This is a genomic window from Candidatus Tisiphia endosymbiont of Piscicola geometra, from assembly GCF_964026415.1.
Lineage (GTDB): Bacteria > Pseudomonadota > Alphaproteobacteria > Rickettsiales > Rickettsiaceae > Tisiphia.
Map to the genome: position 1 here is coordinate 1,349,151 of NZ_OZ032144.1, position 23,588 is coordinate 1,372,738.

At 32.2% G+C, this 23,588-nt stretch carries 22 protein-coding genes and 1 tRNA gene; 11 read left to right on the forward strand and 12 right to left on the reverse strand.

Annotation, left to right across the window (positions count from 1 at the left end):
* Positions 1–6: 6 nt before the first annotated feature.
* The 8 genes from rimM to iscX all read right to left on the reverse strand — a co-directional run bounded on the left by rimM (position 7) and on the right by iscX (position 8,262).
* Positions 7–498 (reverse strand): ribosome maturation factor RimM, encoded by a 492-nt coding sequence (gene rimM, locus AAGD26_RS06395; RefSeq protein WP_341751554.1) that lies wholly within the window; start codon positions 496–498, stop codon positions 7–9.
* A gap of 3 nt (positions 499–501) precedes the next feature.
* Entirely contained in the window at positions 502–1,854 is a 1,353-nt protein-coding gene (locus AAGD26_RS06400) for an MFS transporter (protein WP_341751555.1), read from the reverse strand.
* Positions 1,855–1,996: 142 nt separating this feature from the next.
* The gene (elbB, locus tag AAGD26_RS06405; protein ID WP_341751556.1) at positions 1,997–2,653 is read right to left on the reverse strand and encodes an isoprenoid biosynthesis glyoxalase ElbB; all 657 of its coding nucleotides are present in this window, start codon (positions 2,651–2,653) and stop codon (positions 1,997–1,999) included.
* A 7-nt stretch (positions 2,654–2,660) separates the two neighbouring features.
* A complete protein-coding gene (locus AAGD26_RS06410; RefSeq protein ID WP_341751557.1) occupies positions 2,661–3,605 on the reverse strand; it encodes a D-alanyl-D-alanine carboxypeptidase family protein in 945 nt (314 codons plus the stop codon).
* 4 nt (positions 3,606–3,609) lie between these two features.
* Positions 3,610–4,854, reverse strand: coding sequence for an AmpG family muropeptide MFS transporter (locus AAGD26_RS06415; protein ID WP_341751558.1), 1,245 nt, complete (start codon positions 4,852–4,854; stop codon positions 3,610–3,612).
* Positions 4,855–4,864: 10 nt separating this feature from the next.
* Complete coding sequence (locus tag AAGD26_RS06420; RefSeq protein WP_341751559.1) at positions 4,865–7,471, reverse strand: AsmA-like C-terminal region-containing protein; 2,607 nt, start codon at positions 7,469–7,471, stop codon at positions 4,865–4,867.
* A gap of 282 nt (positions 7,472–7,753) precedes the next feature.
* Positions 7,754–7,829: transfer RNA gene (locus AAGD26_RS06425), tRNA-Val, on the reverse strand.
* A 223-nt stretch (positions 7,830–8,052) separates the two neighbouring features.
* Positions 8,053–8,262 carry a Fe-S cluster assembly protein IscX gene (iscX, locus tag AAGD26_RS06430; protein ID WP_341747867.1) on the reverse strand — a complete coding sequence of 70 codons (210 nt, stop codon included), beginning with the start codon at positions 8,260–8,262 and terminating at the stop codon, positions 8,053–8,055.
* Positions 8,263–8,499: 237 nt separating this feature from the next.
* Between iscX and AAGD26_RS06435 the strand changes: the two genes are divergently transcribed.
* A complete protein-coding gene (locus AAGD26_RS06435) occupies positions 8,500–10,299 on the forward strand; it encodes a Ulp1 family isopeptidase (RefSeq protein ID WP_341751560.1) in 1,800 nt (599 codons plus the stop codon).
* Between the two features lie 24 nt (positions 10,300–10,323).
* On the opposite strand, the gene dusB is transcribed toward AAGD26_RS06435, so the two are convergent.
* Positions 10,324–11,295 carry a tRNA dihydrouridine synthase DusB gene (gene dusB, locus AAGD26_RS06440; protein ID WP_341751561.1) on the reverse strand — a complete coding sequence of 324 codons (972 nt, stop codon included), beginning with the start codon at positions 11,293–11,295 and terminating at the stop codon, positions 10,324–10,326.
* A gap of 164 nt (positions 11,296–11,459) precedes the next feature.
* On the opposite strand from dusB, the gene ybeY reads away from it, so the two are divergent.
* The 8 genes from ybeY (at position 11,460) to AAGD26_RS06480 (ending at position 19,356) form a co-directional block, all read left to right on the forward strand.
* Positions 11,460–11,957 (forward strand): rRNA maturation RNase YbeY, encoded by a 498-nt coding sequence (gene ybeY / locus AAGD26_RS06445; RefSeq protein WP_341751562.1) that lies wholly within the window; start codon positions 11,460–11,462, stop codon positions 11,955–11,957.
* A gap of 3 nt (positions 11,958–11,960) precedes the next feature.
* Positions 11,961–12,896: a hemolysin family protein gene (locus tag AAGD26_RS06450; protein WP_341751563.1), complete on the forward strand. Its 936-nt coding sequence runs from the start codon at positions 11,961–11,963 to the stop codon at positions 12,894–12,896.
* Complete coding sequence (locus AAGD26_RS06455) at positions 12,893–14,527, forward strand: ABC-F family ATP-binding cassette domain-containing protein (protein ID WP_341751564.1); 1,635 nt, start codon at positions 12,893–12,895, stop codon at positions 14,525–14,527. The genes AAGD26_RS06450 and AAGD26_RS06455 overlap by 4 nt, the downstream gene beginning before the upstream one ends.
* Before the next feature lie 39 nt (positions 14,528–14,566).
* Entirely contained in the window at positions 14,567–14,896 is a 330-nt protein-coding gene (rsfS, locus tag AAGD26_RS06460) for a ribosome silencing factor (protein ID WP_341751565.1), read from the forward strand.
* 83 nt (positions 14,897–14,979) lie between these two features.
* Positions 14,980–16,707, forward strand: a complete 1,728-nt coding sequence (locus AAGD26_RS06465) for a cation:proton antiporter (protein ID WP_341751566.1) — start codon at positions 14,980–14,982, stop codon at positions 16,705–16,707.
* Between the two features lie 8 nt (positions 16,708–16,715).
* Positions 16,716–17,207, forward strand: a complete 492-nt coding sequence (locus AAGD26_RS06470; protein ID WP_341751567.1) for an SH3 domain-containing protein — start codon at positions 16,716–16,718, stop codon at positions 17,205–17,207.
* A gap of 584 nt (positions 17,208–17,791) precedes the next feature.
* Entirely contained in the window at positions 17,792–18,283 is a 492-nt protein-coding gene (locus AAGD26_RS06475; protein WP_341751568.1) for a hypothetical protein, read from the forward strand.
* Between the two features lie 581 nt (positions 18,284–18,864).
* Positions 18,865–19,356 (forward strand): hypothetical protein, encoded by a 492-nt coding sequence (locus tag AAGD26_RS06480; RefSeq protein WP_341751569.1) that lies wholly within the window; start codon positions 18,865–18,867, stop codon positions 19,354–19,356.
* 53 nt (positions 19,357–19,409) lie between these two features.
* Here AAGD26_RS06480 and AAGD26_RS06485 read toward each other — a convergent pair whose 3' ends face one another.
* The 3 genes from AAGD26_RS06485 to infA form a co-directional block, all read right to left on the reverse strand.
* On the reverse strand, positions 19,410–19,661 hold the full coding sequence (locus AAGD26_RS06485; RefSeq protein WP_341751570.1) for a type II toxin-antitoxin system Phd/YefM family antitoxin: 252 nt from the start codon (positions 19,659–19,661) through the stop codon (positions 19,410–19,412).
* Between the two features lie 136 nt (positions 19,662–19,797).
* Positions 19,798–20,430 (reverse strand): Maf family protein, encoded by a 633-nt coding sequence (locus tag AAGD26_RS06490; protein WP_341751571.1) that lies wholly within the window; start codon positions 20,428–20,430, stop codon positions 19,798–19,800.
* 15 nt (positions 20,431–20,445) lie between these two features.
* Complete coding sequence (infA, locus tag AAGD26_RS06495; RefSeq protein ID WP_341748261.1) at positions 20,446–20,661, reverse strand: translation initiation factor IF-1; 216 nt, start codon at positions 20,659–20,661, stop codon at positions 20,446–20,448.
* 286 nt (positions 20,662–20,947) lie between these two features.
* On the opposite strand from infA, the gene gatB reads away from it, so the two are divergent.
* Complete coding sequence (gene gatB / locus AAGD26_RS06500) at positions 20,948–22,405, forward strand: Asp-tRNA(Asn)/Glu-tRNA(Gln) amidotransferase subunit GatB (protein WP_341751572.1); 1,458 nt, start codon at positions 20,948–20,950, stop codon at positions 22,403–22,405.
* A gap of 135 nt (positions 22,406–22,540) precedes the next feature.
* Positions 22,541–23,575 (forward strand): tRNA (adenosine(37)-N6)-threonylcarbamoyltransferase complex transferase subunit TsaD, encoded by a 1,035-nt coding sequence (gene tsaD / locus AAGD26_RS06505; protein WP_341752336.1) that lies wholly within the window; start codon positions 22,541–22,543, stop codon positions 23,573–23,575.
* Positions 23,576–23,588: the final 13 nt, after the last annotated feature.

Genomic DNA, 23,588 nt, shown 5'->3' on the forward strand with positions numbered 1-23,588 from the left:
CTATAGTCAAATCTTTGCTAAAATAGCATGCTCTTTCGTCACTACTGGGAAAAATTGCTTGTTAAAAGGAAATAGTTCTACTTTTTTATTGCTGACAAACTCGATTTCAATGATATCACCTGCTTTAAAATTAAAAACATTTGTAATCTTTCCTATAGCCACCAAATTGGTATCTAGTACCAGTAAGCCTCTTAAGTCTTCAATATAAAATTCATCTTCACTTAATGAAGGGAAATCACGCCTATGACAAAAAAGCTTACATCCCTTTAACTCTTCAGCTAATGTCCTATTATTAATTTTGTTAAATCTACATATTATATCACCTTTAGAATTTTGACTAATGAGTTTAAGGATAATTTTTTTTCCTAATTCATCCACCAAATTCATTTTAATGATATTAGTATTTGGCATAGTAAAAGATTTGACGTAAACATTACCCTGCACTCCGTGTGCTGATGATACTACACCAACAAAAATGAAATCTTTTTTAATAGACACCACCTAATTCATTAAGAGAAACCATTTTTTCTTTTTTGGATAGTTTCCAGCTGCTTTCTCTAATTTTTCAAAATGAAATATGCCAAAGCTATATCCTATCATGACTGGAATTATAATAATCAGCAATCCATAATTACCTAAATATTTTGTTAAATAAATAAACCCAAAAGATGTGATAATATACATAATAGTACTAGATATAGCAGATAAAAAACTAACATATGTGAAGCGTTTAAAAACAGGGAAATATGTAAATAAAATTGAATGGGCTGGTGGTAAACCAGGTATAATCAATATAATAAATGCTTGGAACAGAAAAATATCAAAAGGGGTTCTAGCATGACTCAATAAGTATAGGCAAACTAGAATAAGAACCCAGAAAATTACCATTCTAATTTTTAAAATCATTAGGGGGTACACGTAATAACCTAAATATATCAATGATAAATTCCCTAACATTTCTACTATTGAAACAAAGAAATTTTGATAGATAACTTGTTCAGCCGTATAACCAAAATTATTTCTAAGAATCTCTCCGCAATGAATAAATGTTAAATAAAAACATACTGGCCAAGCACAGAATATTAAAAACAAAGATAAAGCTGTTACTTTATTAACTTTTTCTGTCCAAATAGGATTCTTTTCCAATATACTAGAATTCTCATTAATATCTGCAAAAATCATTTTCATTCGTCGTTTTGCGTCAGCAAATTCTGGTGTTTCTCGTAGAGTTGTTCTAGCTAATGAACCGACTAACGCAACCAATGCACCAAACCAAAAAGCATAACGCCAATTGAAGTTGTAAGAGGTAGAAATAAATGCAACGCCCAAAGCAAAGGTTGCCCCTAATACAGCAAAAAAACTTATTAATACTACAGACATATATTGTTGAGGACGTTTTATAGTTTCAGTCAAATATAATTCTGCCCCTATCCTTTCTCCCATGGAACTCATACCTTGCATAATACGACATATTGATACAACCACAGCAGCAGTAATACCTATTTCAGCATAAGCTGGCAAACTAGCAATAATAATACAAGAAAATGCCATCATAAAAGTGGTAATAATAACAGTTACTTTACGTCCTATAGTATCACCAATCCATCCAAAAATTAACGCCCCAATAGGTCTTAATAAATATGTGGTACAAAAAGTAAAGGCTGAAAGTAATTGTGCTGCATGGGGATCATATTTCGGGAAAAAAAGCTCATTAAGAATTACAGCCATATGTATATAGAGCATCAGATCAAAATACTCTAGAAATGTACCGATTGAAAGTAATCCGACAGCCTCTTTTTGTTCTCTAGTTAGACAAGTTTGAGATACCCCATCTGCTTGTATTAATCTATTCATATTGACCTATATCTTCCTTATTTAGCCTTAGTTTTGGATTAAAATTTTTAATTTTAATCCAAAACTGGCTAGAATAATTTAAGTTCTTTAGAAAAATGCATTCTTGAAGTGCTTCTACGAATACATTTTAATCTATTATCGTTCAGATATTAGTACACATTTGCAGCACTTTAATTACTAAACCCTTAATACCTTTATGTATTTGTGCTAAAGGAGCATCTAACATAAAAGCAGGAGTAGTAACTAATCGATTATCTTCGTCCACGACTATATCTTGAGCATTACAAGTTTCTCCTGTTGCTCCTAGCTTATGTATCAGATCATTTGATTCTCCAAGGGTAACCTTAATTTTTGTATGATTTCTTAAGACTATAGCAAGTAAAGCAGGAGCAATACATATAGCTCCAATTGGTTTTGATAAATTATAGAAGCCTACTATTATTTCCTGTAAGTCTTTTGGTACTGTAGCATTTTCATTTTTAAGTCCTATATCAGACAAATTTAGTGCAGCACCAAACCCACCCGGTAATATTAAAGCATCAAAGTCTTCAGCACGTATTTGATTTAATGGTTGAATTTTACCACGAGCAATGCGTGCTGATTCAACTAATATATTACGCTCCTCTAACATTTTTTCTTGAGTTAGATGGTTGATCACATGATGTTGATTTTTATTAGGAGCAAAAATTTTTACATTTACATTATGCTTATCAAGTTCCAATAGTGTAAAAACTGTTTCAAAGATTTCAGCCCCATCTAAATATCCACAACCTGAAATAATTACAGCAACATTTTTCATAATATTTCTATAGTTTTTTTCTGTTTCTTACTTTAAGATTTGTAGCAACTTTAGTTGATTTTGTTTTCTTACCATATGTTCTTGATGGTACTGTTGTCTTGACTATCAATTTATCAACCATAGTCTTATTATTTCTAGGTTGGTCAAAATGGGTATCTAATAGTTTTACCATTTGCATATTTCTAGACTCAGCAGATTTACCACCAGTAACAATAGCAACCAAAGATTTATTTTGTCTAGTTGCTGCAGTAATCAAGTTATAGCCGGCTGGATTGGTATAACCAGTTTTCAACCCTTCAACTCCTTCATAAGTTTCATTTACTTTATTATGTCCTCGTACAATATTGCCTCTAAAAACAAAGTTGTTTCTAGAGAAGAAAGCATAATATTTAGGGAAATCTCGCTTAATAGCTATAGATAGTTTAGCAAGATCTCGGGCCGTAGTTTTCTGACAAGGATGATGCCATCCAGAAGCGTTTTTAAAATAAGTATCTTTCATACCAAGCTGTTTAGCACGAATATTCATCAAACGAGCAAAATTTTCTTCAGTACCTTTAATATTTTCAGCTACTACCATAGCTACATCGTTTGCTGATCTAATAATTAGCCCGAAAATAGCTTCTTTTACAGTAATAGTTTCTTTTTCTTTAAGTCCTAATTTGCAGGGCAACATTTTCTCTGCATTTTTTGAAACATATAATCTTTGATTCATTGATAACCTGCTAGATTCTAACGCTTCAAATAACAAATACAAGGTCATTAATTTTGTCAATGAAGCTGGGTATATTCTAGTAGTAGAATTTTTATCGTGCAGTATCCTACCAGTATTGTAATCTACGACAAGACTTGTTTGAGTTGGCAAAGACACAAGTTTTTTTGCAGCATAAACAGGATTTAGGTTTGTACTGAATGTTATTACGCAAGTAAAAAATAGCAATAATCGTATTAACATAATTTTACGTTTTAGAAATCTTTTTATTAAGATAGAACAATATTATAACTCCTGGCAAGGCTAGAATTATTGTTAAGATAAAAAAATTATCCCAACCCAACATTTTTACTAGGCTACCACCATAAATGGTGACTGTGTTATTAAATAAAGTACTACTACTGCTGAGTAAAGCATATTGCGATGCAGAATATTGTTTATTACACAATATGCTAATATATCCAACAAGTGCAGTCATACCCATAGCAGAAGCAAAATTTTCTATAGTAATGGCAATAAACAGAGATTCAGAATTTACTGGTTGATGATTTAACCAAATAAATGCGAAATGCGTGATACTCTGTATAATTCCCGTTATAATCAGTCCTTTAAAATTTCCAAGTCGGTATACAACTATTCCGCCAGCAAAAGACCCAGCAACTGTAGCTAGTACACCATAAAATTTAGTAATCAGTGCTATCTGTCCCTTTGTATAACCAAGTTCCATATAAAATGGCATAGATACTACAGCAAGCATAGCATCACCTAATTTAAAGAATATTACTGCTAGTAAAATAGTAACGGCATATTTCCTAACAAAGAAGTCCTTAAAAGGGTTAATTACTATTTTTGTTAGTGATAATAAAGATAAAATATCAACATTTTCTCGTAATAATGTAGGTTCATTGACAGTAATTATAAAAATTGTTGCTACAACAAAAATTATACTCATAGCCACAAATGTAGCTGACCAATCACTTGTGGTTTCAGCAAAATATAAAGCCCCAGCTCCAGTAATCAGCATGCCAAGTCTATAGCCTAATACTGCCGTAGCACTTGCTATAGCTTGGGTTTCCTGATCAAATTTATCTATCCTAAGTGCATCAACACTAATATCAAATGTTGCTGACAAGAAACCAAGGCAAATAGTAAGAAAATATAGTAAAGTTAATGATTCATTAGGTAAAATTGTACTCATAGTGAATAGTACTAAAGATATTAGTATAGTACAAAGTATCAGCCAACTTTTTCTATGACCAAATTTCTTTAATAATGGTATATTAAAATAATCTACCAAAGGAGACCAAAAAACTTTTAGCGAATAGGATAGTCTTGCAACGGCAAAAGTGGTAATAATTGCAATATCAATATTAGAATCTTTAAGCCAAGCAACTAAGCTAGTGAATAATATAGCTAGTGGCATGCCACTAATTGCCCCAAGAACCAATATTTCGAATAGTCTATAATCTTTTAAAATTCTTAATAATAACATTTATTCTTCTTTAATTTGTAGATTTCCTTCTGTTCTCTAAAGCCTTTCTTAGTTCAGTCTCGTCTGACGTTTTTATGGTATCTAATATAGTGCCTGAGGTTTTTATTGTAAGATTTATAGGTGTATTTTGATTACTAGAATTATTTAGATTAGGATTTAAGTCTGCTATATAGAAAGATAATATTGAAGATAATACCATATCCAAATTATATATATTTACAGCTAATGATGCAGCTCCGCTAGCATATTTTGTATTAAATACTAAGTCTTTCATTGTAACTATTCCATTTTTTAACTGAAGATTACCACGCAAATTATTCAATTCAGTTTGCCCTTGATACATAGATTTTGCTAAATCATCTTTTAAATACTTTAGACTATAGTCTTTATTATTAATTTTTTCTATCAATGAATCAACAGAGAAGTTACTAATCTTGGCATTTTTTACTACAAATTCTGATTGAGTGTTAAGCTCATACAATAATTCTTTTAAACTATTGCCATGAGTAGCAAGTGTTCCATTTATGCTCATTCCACCGTAATTGTCTAGTAATCCTCTTGGCAAAACATTAGATAATTGAGCTAAATCAATAGAATTAAGTGCATAAACAAAGTTCAGAGTATATGGATTTAATAAAATATTACCTTCTGCTTTTAATTTACCAGAAAGTAGATTTGCTTCAAGATTATCGATCTTAAATAAAGCATTATTATTTGCTAAAGCAAGTTTAACATTTTGTAATACTAGATCATTCTGAATTATTTTTGATAATGCACAATTTAATTTTAACTCTATTTTTTCTACGTCAAATTCATTCAATAAGTTATTTCGCAGATTAAGTAAAGATTTAGGGGTTAAAAAGTTAACATTAAGAGAACCATCATTTATTGTAATTGTTAGTTGCGGTTTAATGTTACTTGCTAACAAACTAGAACTAAGATTGATGTAATCACTATTGCTTCTTATATCAAGATTACTAATTCCAATATTACCTGGTGAGACATTTGCTAAGACGTATGCTTTGCCAAATGAATTATTTCCTATAAGCAGATCATTTATAGTAATATCAAAACTACCTAAATAATCAGTTGTCCTAATGGGAATATATTTAGCTAAGTATGATTCATCTTTCATATTCTCTGACAAACTTTTAGCAAATTTGATCATTGGTGAGATTATCGGGTAATCGTCTCTATTTAAATCAATCGAAGAAAAGTCAATGGTCGCTATAAAATGCGGCATAGAACCAATAAATCTAGCAGTAATATTACCTGTAACTTTAGTGTTGTCAGTTTTTAACATAAGGTTTTGTAAATAGACATCTATTAAAGTTAGTTTTAAATCTGAAGATAAAATAAAAGCGGTAGGTTTTTTACTAGCTGCTTGTTTGTAACCTAAAGTATTCAACACAGAATTAAGGTCATTATGTTGCAAGTAAATTGTACCATCAAATATACTTCGTACTGAATTTTGTGTTACATTGCCTATAAATTGAAAACTGCCTCCAGATTTTATCATACTAGAGAAATCATTAACCACTAATACCCCTTTGTCTAAATTAAGCAAAATTTTGGTATTATTTAATACCTCATCGTTATTTAATATTATTTGATCAACTAAAATATCGGTTATGATTGATTTATTATCAAAAAGAAACCTTAACCCAAAGACTGAATTGCTAAATTGTTTAATATTATTGGATGAGGTAATCAGTGATCTTGCGTCTATCTTAGGAAAATATAATTTTATTGTACTAGTAACATCGTCACTTTTATTCAGATATATTGAGCCGTTACCTACTAGTGAATTAGACTCTATAGCTATATTTTCTAACTTAAGTAATTGTGGAGTAGGCAAAATATCAAATTTGATATTTATCTTTTCATTTTGATTAAATCTTCTAAATAAAGAATCTAAATCTGGCACTAGAATATGTAATATATCAGCTAAATTTTGTATTAAATATTCTGCTTTACCATTTATTAGTTTAGAGTCTATATAGGTTTCTATCAAATGAAAATTATAATCATTATTAGAGATAGTAAGATCGAAATTTATTTGGTTGGCCTTTTTCTCAAAAAACCCAGATAATTTTCCTACATATCCTCCATCCCCTTTGAATGAAGTGCTATTAGCAATAGAGTTATTTTTAAATAAAGAGCAATTCTTTAAAGTAAGAATAGGTTGATTATTTTTATTGAGAATAGTCAGATTTTCAACATCAAAATTTATATCGATTATACCATTGGTTATGAATGAACTAACTAGCCTATCATGGTTTATAATGTCAAAATCTTGTTCATCTGAATATATTGTGGCACTATATATGGTTACAGCACTAATTCTTGGTCTAAAAGTTAATAATGACCATGGGACAAAGTGAATTTCTATATTTTCTAATTCTAACTTCCCTTCCTCTTTTATGTGATCAATAATCAAATAAGGTATGGGAAATTTAATTATTTTAATTTTTTTTAGATTCTGAGGAGAAATTTTTAATTCATTAACAAGACTATTACTGGCAGAAGTATAATCAACAAAGTTTACCTCAACTAATATAGTACATACTAACAACGAAATAGCAATAACAGTAAATATAATTACTTTTCTTATCATAAAATTATTATCTTCCAAGAACCAATATTACTAGGTATATATCAAAAACGTTAAAAATAAAAACTATATAATAAATATCTAACATGATGGGGGTAACAAACAAGGGGTAAGCGGACTAGGTGTACATTTTAACACTTTTGTAATAATTTCTCCCTCAAAATACTCGTTAAAGAGAGAAATTTTTTATACTCGTATTCCGGTAACTTTAGTGAAAAAACGGCATGCGACGGGAATACAGACTTTTTATTGCAATGATAAAAACCCTGAAATCCGAGAGATATATGGTGGGCGATGACAGATTCGAACTGCCGACCGTCCCGGTGTAAACGGGATGCTCTACCAACTGAGCTAACCGCCCCTTCTTTCAATTTAACGCAGATAATGCCCTATCTCCCCAAAAAAATCAAGTTATTTCTGTAAATTATTTAGATTCTATAGCTAACCTAAAGTAAGGTCTATCTATTAGAGTATCTAGATAGACCTTACTTTAGGTTAGCTATAGATGAACTACATGAGGTACAAATACGTACATTCTTAGCAAGTATTTGTGATAGCTCTTCTTCAAAGCAAAAGAGTATATATTAATCTTCAAAATTACTATCTTTAATCTCTTTCCAAGCTTCGAGAATTTCTTTTAACACTTCTTTATTTGTTTCAATTTCGTGGTCATCAAAATCACTTAATGATTTTATTAAGTCCTCAAGATCTTTTAGTGTTAATTCAGATATATCCTCATCGGAATAATTTTTTTCTAAACTTATAGCAATTTCGTCAACATCATGCCAATGCATTATTTTTACCTAATTATTTCCATAGGCATTACTATTACCATCTAACCATTCCTCTACCAATTAAATAATATATTAGTGCAGGCTTAAATATAGTATATTATTAAAGGGGGTGAGATTATTATGCAACTATATCTGTAAAATGCATCAATACTGGTTTAGAGATATAATTGATTTGTATAGATTTGTTTTTTTGTTTAAGATGATAGTCAATTAGATATTGAGGACTTTGGAGTATATATGGCAAAAACAGGTAAAAAAGAAAATAAGGTAAGGTTATTTAATATTAATGGTCATGTAGGTCAAAAGACTCAGCACAATATTATATTGGCTAATTCTTACTTAAACATACCAACTAGGGAGCTTAAATATAACATTCAAAATGGCAAACTAAATAAAGATAATATAATAATTGAAATATTGCACGAAGTTAAACAAGGAGAAACGCCTATACTTAATATTCAATATAATTCCAACATGGGAAAACCTATAGTTGATATAAATGATTTAGCAGCATTAAAAAAATCAGGTATTCAAACTTGTTTTACCTTTAGTAATTATAATGCATATAATCAAACTTTGCCATATTATAACTACTGGCCACCTCTTCTTACACAAGCCAATCACGTGTTTTTTACAAATGATAACGACCGAGATAATGCGATAACTCATAGGCATGTAGAACAAAAAAGGGCTTCTTACATTCCATATATCCCAGTTACAAATTTAGTAGAGTCGGAAATTCTAAAAAGACCTCCTAATATATTAGTGTCGGGGAAATTGCCTAATAAAGAAAGATTGACTGAAGTTATACTTGCTGCAAGAGAACTAGGTAGAAATACTAGAGTTATAGTAGCCAGCAATCCTGCATCTGTAGATGATGTGGCTAATATTATTACGACCAAATTTGGCATCAACGACCAAAATCAACAATCAGGTATCAAGCTAGAAGTTGAAGAAATCTTAAAAGATAAAATTGGTGGTGCTAAAAAACTAGAGCATTACGTGTCACAATTATCTGAACAATTCAAGAAAGATCTTAATAGAACGGAAATAAACCCTGTTGATATATATTTTGACCTATCTGATCCATTAAAGCTTCAGAATATTGCTAAACAAGCTAAATATGTTGTAACCCAAGGAGGCTCGGTTGAAAATTTGACTAATGGTTGTATCCCATTAGCTCAAGGTCATGGGAAAAAGGCTGACATTGTTGCTGAAGTTAAGCAAAGGGAAACTGTTCTTGGAATCAATAGCTTAACTATTAAGGATATGCAAGAAAATTTAAATGAGTATAAACAAGAAAATGCTAAAAGAATTACCAGTACTCTTCAGCAAGTGGCAGATGAAAGGGAGGTATCAACTAGACAAAATAATGTAGAACATTCATTGTCTGAAGGTAGCAAATTAACTAAACTAGATTATTTATATAACGAAGATGATATTGGCAACCTATTAAAAGCGTCTGTAGATCAAACAAAGGTTTCTATTGTTAATCATGCTTCTATAGGAGAAGAAAGTTTATTAAAGGACACTCTTTATAAAGCTGTGTATAGTGATTTAATAGTAGATAACAAAGAAGCGGTTATTATACCCCTTAATACTGGACACGAACATTGGGTTAGTTTAGCAATCACTAAAGACCAGGAGGGGGCTATAGTGTTTACCTATAATGATCCTAAGGGAACAGATATATATACAAGAGCGGATTTAGTAGATATGCTTAAAGAAGTTTGTCCTGATGCTAAAATAGTAGATTTACAGACTGAGCAACAACCAAATGATAAAGATTGTGGAGTTTTCGTTGTGGATAATTTAATTAACATGGCAAAAGGTAAGGCAATTCTTAGTGCTGAAGAATCTAAAAACATAGGAACAACATTACGCCAAGCTCATGCAAAAACAATAGACCTTGAGCAAGCCAAGCAAAAAGCTAATACCATTAGAGAATCAATAAATACCTATCCATCTCGTCCTACTGCATCTCCTCCTGCTATTAGGAACAATAGCCGTCCTAGAGCAGTTGGTTCTGTCAGGTAGTATTAAAGTTTTGGGGTCACTATATTAAAAGAATTTTCCATAAAATTCCATAATCTTTTCTTTAACTTGAATTGGATCAGTCATCATATTAACCCCTCCTCTAAATTCAGCTGAGTTTGCTAAACCACTACTATACCAACCTATATGTTTTCTAGCTAACTGAACGCCAGTATCGTTTCCGTAATATTCTAGCATGGCATCATAATGGCTTAGTATAACCTCTAACTGTTCTGCCATGGAAGGGGAGGGGAGTTCTTCTCCTGTTTCAAGATAATGGGCTATTTGAGAAATAAACCATGGTCTACCATATACTCCCCGACCAACCATTATGCCATCAGCACCTGATTTTTGTAAGCATTCCTTGGCTTTAGATAAGGAGGTAATATCTCCATTAGCGATAACTGGAATCTTTACCGCATCCTTAACTTGCCTTATAAACTCCCAATCTGCTTGACCAGAATAAAACTGACATCTTGTTCTACCATGGATGGTAATCATTTGTATACCAGCATCATAGGCTATTTTTGCCAAATTTGGTGCATTCTTAGTTTGATCATCCCAGCCAGTACGCATTTTTAAAGTTACTGGGATTTTTACCGCTTTGACCGTAGTCTCTAAAATTTTTGCCGCTAATTTCTCATCTCGCATTAAAGCCGAACCAGAATAGCCATTTACTACTTTTTTAGCTGGGCAACCAAAGTTTAAATCAATAATCTTGGTTCCCATATCCTCAATCGTTTTAGCTGATTCTGCTATTATATCAGGTTCACATCCAGCAATCTGTACACATGAACCAGTAGCGTCGTCTTGAATGATTGCACATCTTTGCAAAGATTGCCTTGTTTCAATAATCATTGCCCTACTTGCTACCATTTCAGAGACTACCAAACCTGCACCAAATTTTCGTACTAATTTTCTAAATGGTAGGTCAGTGACCCCGGACATTGGAGCTAATATCACCGAATGAGGTAGTTGAATATTGCCTATTTTTATCATAAATATATTTTCATTACTTTAAGTAGCTTTTAATTATAGAATAATTATTATAAATTATAATAAGATACCACAAACTAATGCTATCACTAAGAAAAATTTTTAGTATTATCTGCAGGATATTGTTATATAATATTATTGAGCATTTTCAGCTAAGAAACTATATCATGAAAATCAATGTAGAGATTATTCGAGCTTGTCAAGATTGGAAAAATCAAAAATTTATCAATAAACTATTAGTGAAGAAGGTTGTTGGTGCTATACTGAGTAAATATAAAAATTTCAAGGGAGTTGCAGAGTTTGAGTTAGCAATATTACTGACTAATAATAATGAAATGTTAAATTTGAATAGCCAATTTCGTGGCAAAGCAAAAGCTACAAATGTACTATCATTTCCTGATATAGAATTAGACTTTCGGCATTTACTTGAATTTACTCCTAATGTACATTATATGTATTTGGGGGACATAGCTTTTGGCTATGAAATAATTCAAAGTGAAGCTATAAGTCAAAATAAAGCCTTTGGAGATCATTTTATCCATCTTTTGGTACATAGTATTTTGCACTTACTAGGCTTTGATCACCAAGATAACGAGGAAGCAGATATTATGGAAAATTTAGAAGTAGAGATATTAAAGAGTTTTGCTATTGCTTCCCCATATTAGCTTTTGTTCACTTCTTTGAAAAAAGAAAACCTTGCATCTATTCATTCTAAAAGGGATATGCTGAAAAATTCTTCAAAAATTGTTACACTTAAATCTTTTTTCTCTCGGCTGTTTTCTAAAGAGAAGCTAGAGGATAATTTTTATGATGCAATTAAAAAGCTAAAATCTAACAGTAAAAAAATGACGTTAGAAGAAAAAAAGATTTTTATGAATCTTCTGCAATTTGGTCATAAAACTGTAGAAGATGTAATGATCCCTAGATCTGATATTAAGGCAGTAAAATTAACTGCCAGTATAGATGAGTTAAGCCAAATGCTTAATAGCAAAATACCTAATACTAGAACATTAGTTTATGATGAAACTTTGGATAATATAGTAGGCTTTATTCATATAAAAGATTTATTCAAGATACTTATTACTAAGCAACTTATTACAAATCAAGAGTTGCAGCTAAAAAAAATAATTCGTAAACCTATCATTTCTGCTCCTTCAATGAAATTGATAGATTTACTAGCAAAAATGCGAAGAGATTGTGTACAGATCTCGATAGTTGTGGATGAATATGGTGGAACTGACGGTATTGTAACCATGGAAGATATTATGGAGGAGATAGTTGGCAGAATAGATGATGAGCATGATAAGAAATCGGATAATGATAGTTTCAGAATTATCAATAATAATACTATTTTATCAAATGCTCGAGTGAAAGTTGAGGATCTCGAATCAGCTCTAGGTGTGAAACTAAAACTTCAGAATGATGAATTTGATACAATTGGTGGTTTAGTCTTAGCAAAAGTAGGTAATGTCCCTTTGGTTGGTACTAAAATTGATATTGAGCAGCAGGTTGAACTTGAAGTAATTGATGCAAGCCCAAGATCACTTAAACAAGTTAAGCTGCAGTTAAAAAATGGTACAATATTACCTGATAATACCTTATGATTATTACAACTAATTTGGCCATGAGCTATGGTGCAAAAATATTATTTACTGATGTGAGCTTGCATATTAAGAAAGGTAATAGGTATGGGCTTGTTGGAGCAAATGGTGCTGGTAAATCTACGTTCTTTAAGATTTTGCTTCAAGAGGAAGAGGCTAGTATCGGAGAATTTACCTGTGTCAAAAATGCACGTATAGGATGTTTAAAGCAGGATCAATTTCTTTATGAAAATACTTCAATTATTAATACCGTTATTGCCGGTAGAAGTGAATTATGGCAAGCACTGCAAGAAAAAGAAAAATTATTAGCAATTGATCAATGTGATGAGGAAATCGGTTATCGATTAGGTGAGTTGGAACAAATTATAGCTGACAATGATGGATATATATCAGAAATTTTTGCAGTTGAGTTACTGCTTGGTTTAGGAATACAAGAAAAATATCATTATCAACCTTTATCCGTTTTATCCGGTGGCTATAAACTTAGGGTGTTACTAGCACAAAGTTTATTCAATAATCCTGATATATTGTTACTTGATGAGCCAACAAATCATCTTGATATAGTCTCAATTTATTGGCTAGAAAATTACCTAAAACAGAAATTCAAAGGTGCTTTGGTATTTATTTCACACGATCTTGTTTTTCTTAATAATATTTCTTCACATATTCTTGATATAGATTATGGTACTATCAAGATTTATACTGGTAATTATGATATTTTTGTTCGTGATAAACAGTTGGTTACCGAACAAAAGCTTAAAGAATTCTCTCATTTAGAGAAAAAAATTGCTGTTATGCAGAGTTTCGTTGACCGGTTTAGAGCGTTGTCTAGTAGAGCTAGACAGGCTGCATCCCGAGAGAAACAAATAGAAAAAATGGAATTACCTGACATCCAAAGAAGTTCGCGTGTTAGTCCATATTTTAATTTTAAGCAAAAAAGACCATCTGGAAAATTAGCACTAAAAGTTCAGGGTATTTCTAAAAGCTACGAGGATAAAAAAATATTAAATAATGTGAATTTTACTGTCTCGCGTGGAGAAAAAATTGTTATTATTGGTCCAAATGGTATTGGTAAATCCACTTTGCTTAAGATTCTTATTAATAAAATTTCTGCTGATTTAGGAAGTTATGAATGGGGATATGAAACTCAAATTTCCTATTTTGCTCAGGATCATCATGAATTACTAAATGAAAGTATGAGTGTTATTGATTGGTTATCCAACCAAATACCTACTGAGAATGATAATACTCTGCGTACTATATTAGGTCAATTATTATTCCGTAAAGATGAAGTAACTAAGAATATTTTAAATTTGAGTGGAGGAGAAGGAGCACGTTTATTACTAGCAAAAATTATATTGGAAGAAAGTAATATATTGGTATTAGATGAGCCAACTAATCACTTAGATATTGAATCTAAGGATATGTTAAAAAAAGCTATAATTAACTACCAAGGAACTCTAATATTAGTAACTCATGATCGAGATTTTGCTAGCAACATAGCCACAAGGGTTATTGCTCTATCCCACCGAACTATCACTGATTTTAAAGGTAAATATCAGGAATATTTGCATAAGTATGGTAATGATTATTTGGATAGTAGTTGGGTGTTGGCAAATAAGAGAGTGAAATAGTATAGTAAACTCAGGTTACTTTAGCAATTGGAGATAATTATGATAGAAAATACTGAACTATTGAAAGAGTTTATGGTTAAATGTTTAGAAGAAAAAAAAGCAGAAGATATAGTAGTAATAGATATAAGACAAAAAACTACATTAGCTGAATATATTATTTTTGCAAGCGGGCGTTCAACTAAAAATGTTGGAGCAATTGCTGAATATTTAGCTTTAGAGTTAAAACATCAAGTTAATATCGATACTAATATTGAAGGACTTGGAACATCTGAATGGGTATTAATAGATGCTGGAAATGTATTAGTTAATATTTTCTATCCAGAAACTAGAGAGTATTTTAAGTTGGAAGAGATGTGGAGCAAAAAATAAATTAAAAATATTAGATTTTTTACTGAAAATTACTTAGTGTATTTAAAAAATAATGTATTAATACTTCTAGGGAAAAGGTGTAAATGGAAGAGCATATTCTTATCAATATTATAATTTTAATAGGAACAGCTGTATTTGTTGTAGCAATACTTAAACGCCTTAATCTAAGCCCAGTTTTGGGTTATTTAATTGCAGGAGCGGTAATTGGAGACCATGGATTCAAGATTGTAACATATGATCAAACAAAATTACTAGGAGAATTAGGAGTAGTTTTTTTACTTTTTGCTATAGGTTTAGAATTATCTTTTGAAAGATTAAAGGTAATGAGGCGGTATGTATTTGGTCTTGGCTCACTACAAGTGTTAACTACAGCTATAGTGATTGCTGCCGCTGTTGTACTAATCAGCGGTAATAGTAGTGCTGCAATTATTATTGGAGGTGGTCTTGCTTTATCCTCAACTGCCCTTGTTATGCAAGTTATTGAGGAAAGCCGTAGCCAATCAACTCAACTAGGTCGTATATCCCTAGCTATCTTGTTGTTACAAGATTTAGCAGTTGTGCCATTGCTAGTTATGGTACCACTATTTGCTAGCAATAGTAAAGATTCGTTAGCGATAGCTCTAGGAACAGCTTTGCTTAAGGCTATCATAGCACTACTTGCAATATTTGTTGCAGGTAGAGTATTACTAAGACCTTTATTTGGGTTAATTTCATCGGACAATGGCGATATAAACGAACTACCAATTTCCATGACTCTATTGGTAGTTCTCTCTGCAGCTTGGGCCACGGAATATTTTGGTTTATCGCTTGCTTTAGGAGCTTTTGTTGCAGGTGTTTTGGTTGCAGAGACAGAATTTCGGTTGCAAGCTGAAGAAAGTATATACCCTTTCAAAAGCTTATTGCTAGGGCTATTTTTTATGAGCGTTGGAATGAATATTGACGCTCAAGAAATATACGCTCAAATATCAATTATACTAACTTGTTCTATTGCCTTGATTGTAGTAAAAACACTAATTATTGCCGCCTCTTGCATTTTATTTGGTTTTAATAAAGGAGTAGCCTTGCATGCAGGTTTATTATTATCACAAGGTGGAGAATTTGCTTTTATCTTATTCGGTCTTGGTAAAGAAACTCAGGTTATTAGAGAGAGTACGGCTAATGTTCTGTTATTAGTGGTGACATGTACTATGGCACTAACTCCATTACTGGCAATTTTAGGAAGAAAACTTGCTGAAAGACTTGATAAACAACTTGGCAAGACTCCAATACAAATTATAGAACTTGGAGCAAGAGATTTAACAAACCATATAATAATTGCCGGTTTTGGTAGTGTTGGTAGAATGGTAGCATTAGTATTGGAAGCTGAAGGAATCAATTATATAGCACTAGATGTTAATGACGAGATTGTAAAAGCAGAAACAGCTAATGGCTTTCCAGTTTTTAAAGGAGATGTATCACAGATTGATACGCTAAAAGCTGTGGGAGCAGAAAGGATTCTAACTCTAGTACTTACAATGAATAATAGTGTTACTATCAAAAAATCTCTTCGAACAATTTCAAGTCATTTTCCAGATCTTGAAGTTATTGTAAGATTAAAGAATCTAGAGAAGGCTAGAGAATTTTATGATGCTGGAGCAACAACAATCATACCAGAGAATTATGAGACGGGGTTACAGCTTGGTGGAACAATTTTAAAATTTATTGGTCTTAGTGAATATGAAATAAATCGTATCAAAGGGCAATTTAGATCAGGTAATTATGTAATAGCTAAACGAGATGATGCTTTGCGTGAATTAGAAGAGAATGATTAAGAATAACCATGGCAATCAAGTTACTAAAGCAACAGTCATATCTTGTGATTATAATCTTGACCATTACACCTTTACTAACGATAGCTGATAATCAGAAATTGCCGATACCTAGATTTGCCTCAATAAAGGCTAATGAGGTAAATGCTAGAGTTGGTCCTTCGATAAAAACACCTATAGAATGGGTATTTGTTAAAAAAGGTGAACCAGTAGAAATTATTGCAGAATATGAACAATGGAGGCAAATTCGTGATATAAAAGGAGAAGGAGGCTGGGTACATTCAAGTGTATTGTCGGGTAAAAGATCGGTGATTGTGGTAAGTCCTGAATTAGTAGCTCTGACTCAAGTAGCTAATGATCAACATAAAATTGTTGCAAGAGTAAGTAATTATGTCCGTTGCCTACTTAATAAATGCAAACAAGATTATTGTCAGGTGTGCTGCAAGAATTATACTGGATGGCTACCTAAAACAGTATTGTGGGGAGTATATAAGGATGAATAATATACACCATAGTACATTTTTCTATAATCGTCATAGCAAGGGTCTTTAGATGCCGTGGCGATCTAGGTAAACAGCGAAGCTGTTTTTTTAGAGTAACGCTTCGCGTATCTTGGATTGCCACGTCGCCGCTTGCAGCGGCTTCTCGCAATGACGGTTAAGGAAAAACTTGATTATCGAGTTTAAATATCGTTGCCACTTGACAGTTTCACCTGCAGTAAATGATGTTGGTTCAGAAATCACCGTAAGATATAATTAAAAAAACTTATTATTGACTTTTGCTAACTGTAGTTTAAAATTAAAAATGAAGTAACTGCAAAGTTACTTTGGGGTGTCGAAACCCTTAACTTTAGATGGTAGTCATCATCCAAAAATGATGTTCCTCGATCTCATGGTCGGGGAGATGCTAGCTATGTTCAAGGCTTAAGGTTTATACCTTAAGCCTAAAGGCTATCGTAACTGTTCTAAAGCGGTTTTTCGAACTCCCCGATCGCCAAGATATGTATAACCTATAAAATTTTCTTTTATCATTTTATCTTTGGCGATCAAAACTCTTAATTATTAAAACATTAGGGAAGGGGTCGCATATGAACAACCAACAAGCCATTATCTTATTATATTCATCACATGCCCGTTTTGAACTCACAAGGCAATCTTTGATCAATTTTTGTAAGGAAAATAATTTTACAATAATAAAAATTATCGACGCACCAAATAAATACGATGACAGTATACTTCGCGAATTAATTTATACAGTAAGCAAACAAAATAATTATAATAGCCCTATCAATCTAATCATCGATGACAGTATATTTGGTAATATTTGTTATTTCGTAACTTGGGTGGTAATTACTACTTTATTAGAAGCTAAGCTGATTAATAGGCTTTATATTCAAGAAAATATATTGCATACCACCAATACTGAAAAAGATAAATTCGATAATTTTTTAGCAACTGACATAATAACTGAGCATTATTTATTAAAATTCTGTTTCTCATATTTTAACATTATAATGCATACTGCTAAAGCAACAATAGATTTCGATGATGAAGAATTACATAAAGGCGGCAATGCATAATATATAGAGGCTTTTAAGTGTTTTTGAGACTTTGTACTTGTATACATGAAAGTTTATAAATCATTTAGATCAACTAAGGTAACCAAAACCTAGCTCACTACTACTTTCCCAAACAAATTGGGCAGTTCCTTCAGCTTTTTCTGTTTGCTTTAAAATTCCCCGTATGTTGTTTGTTTAAATATCGTTGCCACTTGACAGTTTCACCTGCAGTAAATGATGTTGGTTCAGAAATTACCGTAAGATATAATTAAAAAAACTTATTATTGACTTTTGCTAACTGTAGTTTAAAATTAAAAATGAAGTAACTGCAAAGTTACTTTGGGGTTTCGCAGCTCCTATCAACAGCGGTATACAACAACCGGAAATGTTGTTCCTTGATTATTATGATCGGGGGGGTGGTAGCGTATGTTCAAGGCTTGGGGTGTAAACTTCAAGCCTAAAGGCCACCATACCGGCTGTTGGCGGTTTCTGCGAACTTTCCCGATCGCCAAGATATGTATAACCTATAAAATTTTCTTTTATCATTTTATCTTTGGCGATCAAAACTCTTAATTATTAAAACATTAGGGAAGGGGTCGCATATGAACAACCAACAAGCCATTATCTTATTATATTCATCACATGCCCGTTTTGAACTCACAAGGCAATCTTTGATCAATTTTTGTAAGGAAAATAATTTTACAATAATAAAAATTATCGACGCACCAAATAAATACGATGACAATATACTTCGCGAATTAATTTATACAGTAAGCAAACAAAATAATTATAATAGCCCTATCAATCTAATCATCGATGACAGTATATTTGGTAATATTTGTTATTTCGTAACTTGGGTGGTAATTACTACTTTATTAGAAGCTAAGCTGATTAATAGGCTTTATATTCAAGAAAATATATTGCATACTACCAATACTGAAAAAGATAAATTTGATAATTTTTTAGCAACTGACATAATAACAGAGCATTATTTATTAAAATTCTGTTTTTCATATTTTAACATTATAATGCATGCTGCTAAAGCAACAATAGATTTCGATGATGAAGAATTACATAAAGGCGGCAATGCATAATATATAGAGGCTTTTAAGTGTTTTTGAGACTTTGTACTTGTGTACATGAAAGTTTATAAATCATTTAGATCAACTGCTATAGCTTCTTTCTTTTCTTTTAGTCTTTCTTCAGCAAGTTTAAGTAAATCTCTATCATCTAATATTGCAACCATTTGTTCGTATAGTTCAGCTGGAACATAATAAGCCGTTGGTTTATTATGATTCAATAAAGCAATAGGCTCACCACTAGACTTAGCAAGCAATGCTGTAGGACTTTTCTTAAATTCTGATATACTGGCAGTAAGATTAGTATAAATATGATTCATTGTTATACTATGATTAATATTTTAATTTTCCAATTTTTGACAAAGCTAGTTGTTTTTCTGATTGGCTTGATAAAGTTTAAACTCAGCTTTTTCTCAGTTTCTTCAAATCATTTGAGTATATTATATCGAATTCAGGTTATTTAAGAGGTATATTTTTAAAACCTAAAGAAGTAAGCATATGCATGGTTTCCAGTAGTGGTAATCCCATAATATTTGAGTAAGATCCATATATGCTAGGAACAAAGGCTTCGGCATACCCATGAATTCCGCAGCCGCCTGCTTTGTTGATTCCTTCATCTAGGCTACAGTAAAATTCTATCTCTTGCTGGCTCAATCTTTTAAACTTGACTATGGTTTGCACTAATTTTTGTCGCAGCAGAACTTGTTCGAGAGTCTTTTTTATTATACAGATACCTGTATAAACCCTATGACGCCTTCCAGATAAAATATTAAGGCAATATCTAACATCTTCACTTGTTAGAGCCTTGGGTAGTATTTTTCTACCGTGAACCACAACAGTATCAGCTGCTATAATTATAGCTTCACCACTTATTTTTTTGGCAACAACCTCGGCTTTTTCCTGTGCTAATCTTGTTACCAACTGGTTTGGTAACTCTCGTAAGTACTCTGTTTCATTTATATTAGCGGGAATAATTTGTGTAGGAAATACCTTGATTCTTTTTAGTAATTCAAGTCTTGCAGGTGATTGTGAGGCTAGAACTATAGGTATATTCTGTTGTTTTAAAAAAGTGGATTCTATATTTGACATAAAATATGAAAGACTCTAATGGCGGTGAATAACACGACCTTTTGTTAGATCATAAGGCGTCATTTCCACTGTAATTTTATCTCCGACAAGTATTCTAATACGATTCTTACGCATCCTACCAGAAGTATGGGCGATAATAAAATGACCATTTTCTAACTTCACTCTAAAAGTTGCGTTAGGCAAAAGCTCAAGGACAACACCTTCAAAGTTAATTAGCTCTTCTTTGCTCATTACAACTTAACTAAATTATAATTTTTAATTTCTAAAAAGGCTTGCCGTAGTAGACAATTTCAGAACCACGCTTGATATAAAATTATTAGTTATTCAAACGCTTATACACCAATATTGAAAGAATCTACATTAATATAAAAAATTTGCAAGTAATATCAGGATCACCTCACGAAAAAAGATGTAAAAAATAAAGATTTATAAAAAACTACAATTTTTATCGAAAATATGATAAAGATTTAATCTTAAAAATTTTTCACATTTTAATAGTAAACTAAAGAGATTTTAAATGGATTATATTATTGGTAATACAGGTAAATGGGAATATGTTATAGGCGTAGAGATACATGCCCAAATTTCTTCAAAATCTAAACTTTTCTCTGGTAGTTCTACCGAATTTGCTGCTCCTCCTAATTCACAAGTATCTTTGATTGACGCAGCAATGCCTGGAATGTTACCAGTATTAAATGAATATTGTGTCCATCAGGCAATTAAAACTGGTCTTGGACTTAATGCGAAAATTAATCTTAATTCAAGATTTGATCGTAAAAATTACTTTTACCCTGACCTACCACAAGGGTATCAAATCTCACAATTCTATTATCCAATTGTTCAAGATGGCTATTTGGATATAGTAACTGAACAAAGAACAACCAAAAGAATCAGGATTAATCGTTTGCATTTAGAGCAAGATGCGGGCAAATCTATCCATGATCAATCTCCTTATTATAGCTTCATTGATTTAAACCGATCTGGTGTAGGATTGATGGAGATTGTTACTGAACCAGACCTTAGCTCGCCGGAGGAAACAGCTGAATTTGTTCGTAAACTCAGGGCTTTGTTAAGATATATAGGAAGTTGTGATGGTGATATGGAAAAAGGATCATTACGTTGCGATGCTAATATTTCAGTTAGGCTTCCTGGGAATCCACTCGGAACAAGGTGTGAGATCAAAAACATAAATTCGATTCGTAATATTATGCGGGCAATAGAGTTTGAAGCAAATAGGCAAGTGAATTTAATCGAAAATGGTCAAACAATACTACAGGAGACTAGATTATTTGATGCTGATATTGGTGAAACTAGGACAATGCGTTTAAAAGAAGAATCTCATGACTATAGATATTTTCCTGATCCAGATCTATTACCAATAGTTTTATCTGAGGAGCTGATAGAGCAATTAGCTCGGGAGCTACCGGAACTTCCGGATGCAAAAATTAAAAGATATATTGCAGAATATAGTTTAAACACATATGACGCTGAGGTTCTTGCTGCTGATGAACAGGTAGCATATTATTTCGAAGCAGCAGTGACCTTATGCAATCCTAAGATACTTGCTAATTGGATTATTAGTGAGTTGTTTGGTCAACTTAATAAAAATGCCATTAGCTTAAATGAGTGTAAGATTACCCCAAAAATGCTTGCCCAAATGGTGAAGTTAATAGAAGATGGGGTGATTTCAGGGAAAATTGCCAAAGTAGTTTTTGAAACTATGTTTGAAACTGGCGAGCAACCGGAAAAAATTATTAAAGAAAAGGGCTTAGTGCAAATGTCAGATAGTGGTATACTATCTGCTATAATTGACGAAATATTGTCGGAAAATCCTGATTCTGTTGCTGCTTATAAAAGCGGTAAGGATAAGTTATTTGGCTTTTTTGTAGGACAAGTAATGAAAAAAACTGAAGGCAAGGCCAATCCTAACTTAGTGAATGATTTGTTAAAAGACTTTCTGCATAAGTCAAAATAGTTGGTGATTTTGTCGTCGAAACTCGCCTTTGCTCCTCACGTACGTTTATGTACGCTGCGGTACTCGGCTTCGTTTCTTCTAAAAATCTCTCAACTATTTAGACTTATTCTAGGTAAGTCTAAAGGAGAGATTACAATAATTAAAATATTGGGTATTGAATCAAGTTGTGATGATACTGGCGTGGCAATAGTCACCTCAGATAAAGAAATTTTGTCAAATGTTGTTATTTCCCAACATCAAGAACACAAGCTTTTTCAAGGGGTAGTACCGGAAATTGCCGCTAGATCGCATTTGCAAAATTTAGAAAAAGCAGTTAGATATGTTTTAGATGAAACTCGTCTTGAGTTATCTGATATAGATGGAATCGCAGCCACTTCCGGTCCTGGCTTAATAGGAGGAGTAATAGTTGGCTCAATGTTTGCTAGGTCCATTGCTAGTGTCTTAAAGAAGCCTTTTATTGCAGTTAACCACTTAGAAGGACATTTACTTACTGCTAGATTAACCAATAAGGCTGAATATCCTTACTTACTTCTATTAGTTTCCGGCGGACATTGTCAATTTGTTGCCGCTTCCTCCCTTGGCAAATATAAAATTTTAGGACAAACTATAGATGATTCGGTTGGAGAGTGTTTTGATAAAGTAGCTAAAATGTTGGGTTTGCCTTTCCCTGGAGGCGTAGAAATTGAGAGAAGAGCAAAATTTGGCGATCCGTCTAAATATATTTTACCAAAACCCATTATCCATCAAACTGGCTGTAATATGTCGTTTTCAGGTTTAAAGACTGCAGTACGCATATTAATATCCAAATTAGAACCTATAGGTGATCAAGAAATTAATGATATAGCAGCCAGCTTTCAATATGTGGTTGGAGAAATCTTGTCAGTAAAAATGCTTAATAGCTTTAGAATGTATGAAGAATTTATAGGTAAGTCGCTATTGCCACAAAAAACTTGCGTGCTTGCCGGTGGGGTTGCTGCTAATGATTATTTGAGGTCTATACTTAAGTATCAAGCTGCAACTCAAGGATATGCACTTTTACTACCCCCTATACATTTATGCACTGATAATGCTGCTATGATCGCTTATGCTGGGCTAGAACGTCTACAAAACAATCTTACTAACCGACTCGATTTCTATCCTAGAGCTAAATGGAGCTTAGAGGATTTATAAAAATGGGTAATCT

Bases quoted from the DNA above. Each gene is read 5' to 3' on its own strand.
- AAGD26_RS06475 (WP_341751568.1), top strand. From the start codon at position 17,792: ATGAACAACCAACAAGCCATTATCTTATTATATTCATCACATGCCCGT.
- AAGD26_RS06410 (WP_341751557.1), bottom strand. From the start codon at position 3,605: ATGTTAATACGATTATTGCTATTTTTTACTTGCGTAATAACATTCAGT.
- gatB (WP_341751572.1), top strand. From the start codon at position 20,948: ATGGATTATATTATTGGTAATACAGGTAAATGGGAATATGTTATAGGC.
- AAGD26_RS06470 (WP_341751567.1), top strand. From the start codon at position 16,716: ATGGCAATCAAGTTACTAAAGCAACAGTCATATCTTGTGATTATAATC.
- AAGD26_RS06455 (WP_341751564.1), top strand. From the start codon at position 12,893: ATGATTATTACAACTAATTTGGCCATGAGCTATGGTGCAAAAATATTA.
- AAGD26_RS06485 (WP_341751570.1), bottom strand. From the start codon at position 19,661: ATGAATCATATTTATACTAATCTTACTGCCAGTATATCAGAATTTAAG.
- elbB (WP_341751556.1), bottom strand. From the start codon at position 2,653: ATGAAAAATGTTGCTGTAATTATTTCAGGTTGTGGATATTTAGATGGG.
- AAGD26_RS06490 (WP_341751571.1), bottom strand. From the start codon at position 20,430: ATGTCAAATATAGAATCCACTTTTTTAAAACAACAGAATATACCTATA.
- AAGD26_RS06480 (WP_341751569.1), top strand. From the start codon at position 18,865: ATGAACAACCAACAAGCCATTATCTTATTATATTCATCACATGCCCGT.
- AAGD26_RS06465 (WP_341751566.1), top strand. From the start codon at position 14,980: ATGGAAGAGCATATTCTTATCAATATTATAATTTTAATAGGAACAGCT.
- AAGD26_RS06400 (WP_341751555.1), bottom strand. From the start codon at position 1,854: ATGAATAGATTAATACAAGCAGATGGGGTATCTCAAACTTGTCTAACT.
- rsfS (WP_341751565.1), top strand. From the start codon at position 14,567: ATGATAGAAAATACTGAACTATTGAAAGAGTTTATGGTTAAATGTTTA.
- AAGD26_RS06420 (WP_341751559.1), bottom strand. From the start codon at position 7,471: ATGATAAGAAAAGTAATTATATTTACTGTTATTGCTATTTCGTTGTTA.
- dusB (WP_341751561.1), bottom strand. From the start codon at position 11,295: ATGATAAAAATAGGCAATATTCAACTACCTCATTCGGTGATATTAGCT.
- iscX (WP_341747867.1), bottom strand. From the start codon at position 8,262: ATGCATTGGCATGATGTTGACGAAATTGCTATAAGTTTAGAAAAAAAT.
- AAGD26_RS06435 (WP_341751560.1), top strand. From the start codon at position 8,500: ATGGCAAAAACAGGTAAAAAAGAAAATAAGGTAAGGTTATTTAATATT.
- ybeY (WP_341751562.1), top strand. From the start codon at position 11,460: ATGAAAATCAATGTAGAGATTATTCGAGCTTGTCAAGATTGGAAAAAT.
- infA (WP_341748261.1), bottom strand. From the start codon at position 20,661: ATGAGCAAAGAAGAGCTAATTAACTTTGAAGGTGTTGTCCTTGAGCTT.
- AAGD26_RS06415 (WP_341751558.1), bottom strand. From the start codon at position 4,854: ATGTTATTATTAAGAATTTTAAAAGATTATAGACTATTCGAAATATTG.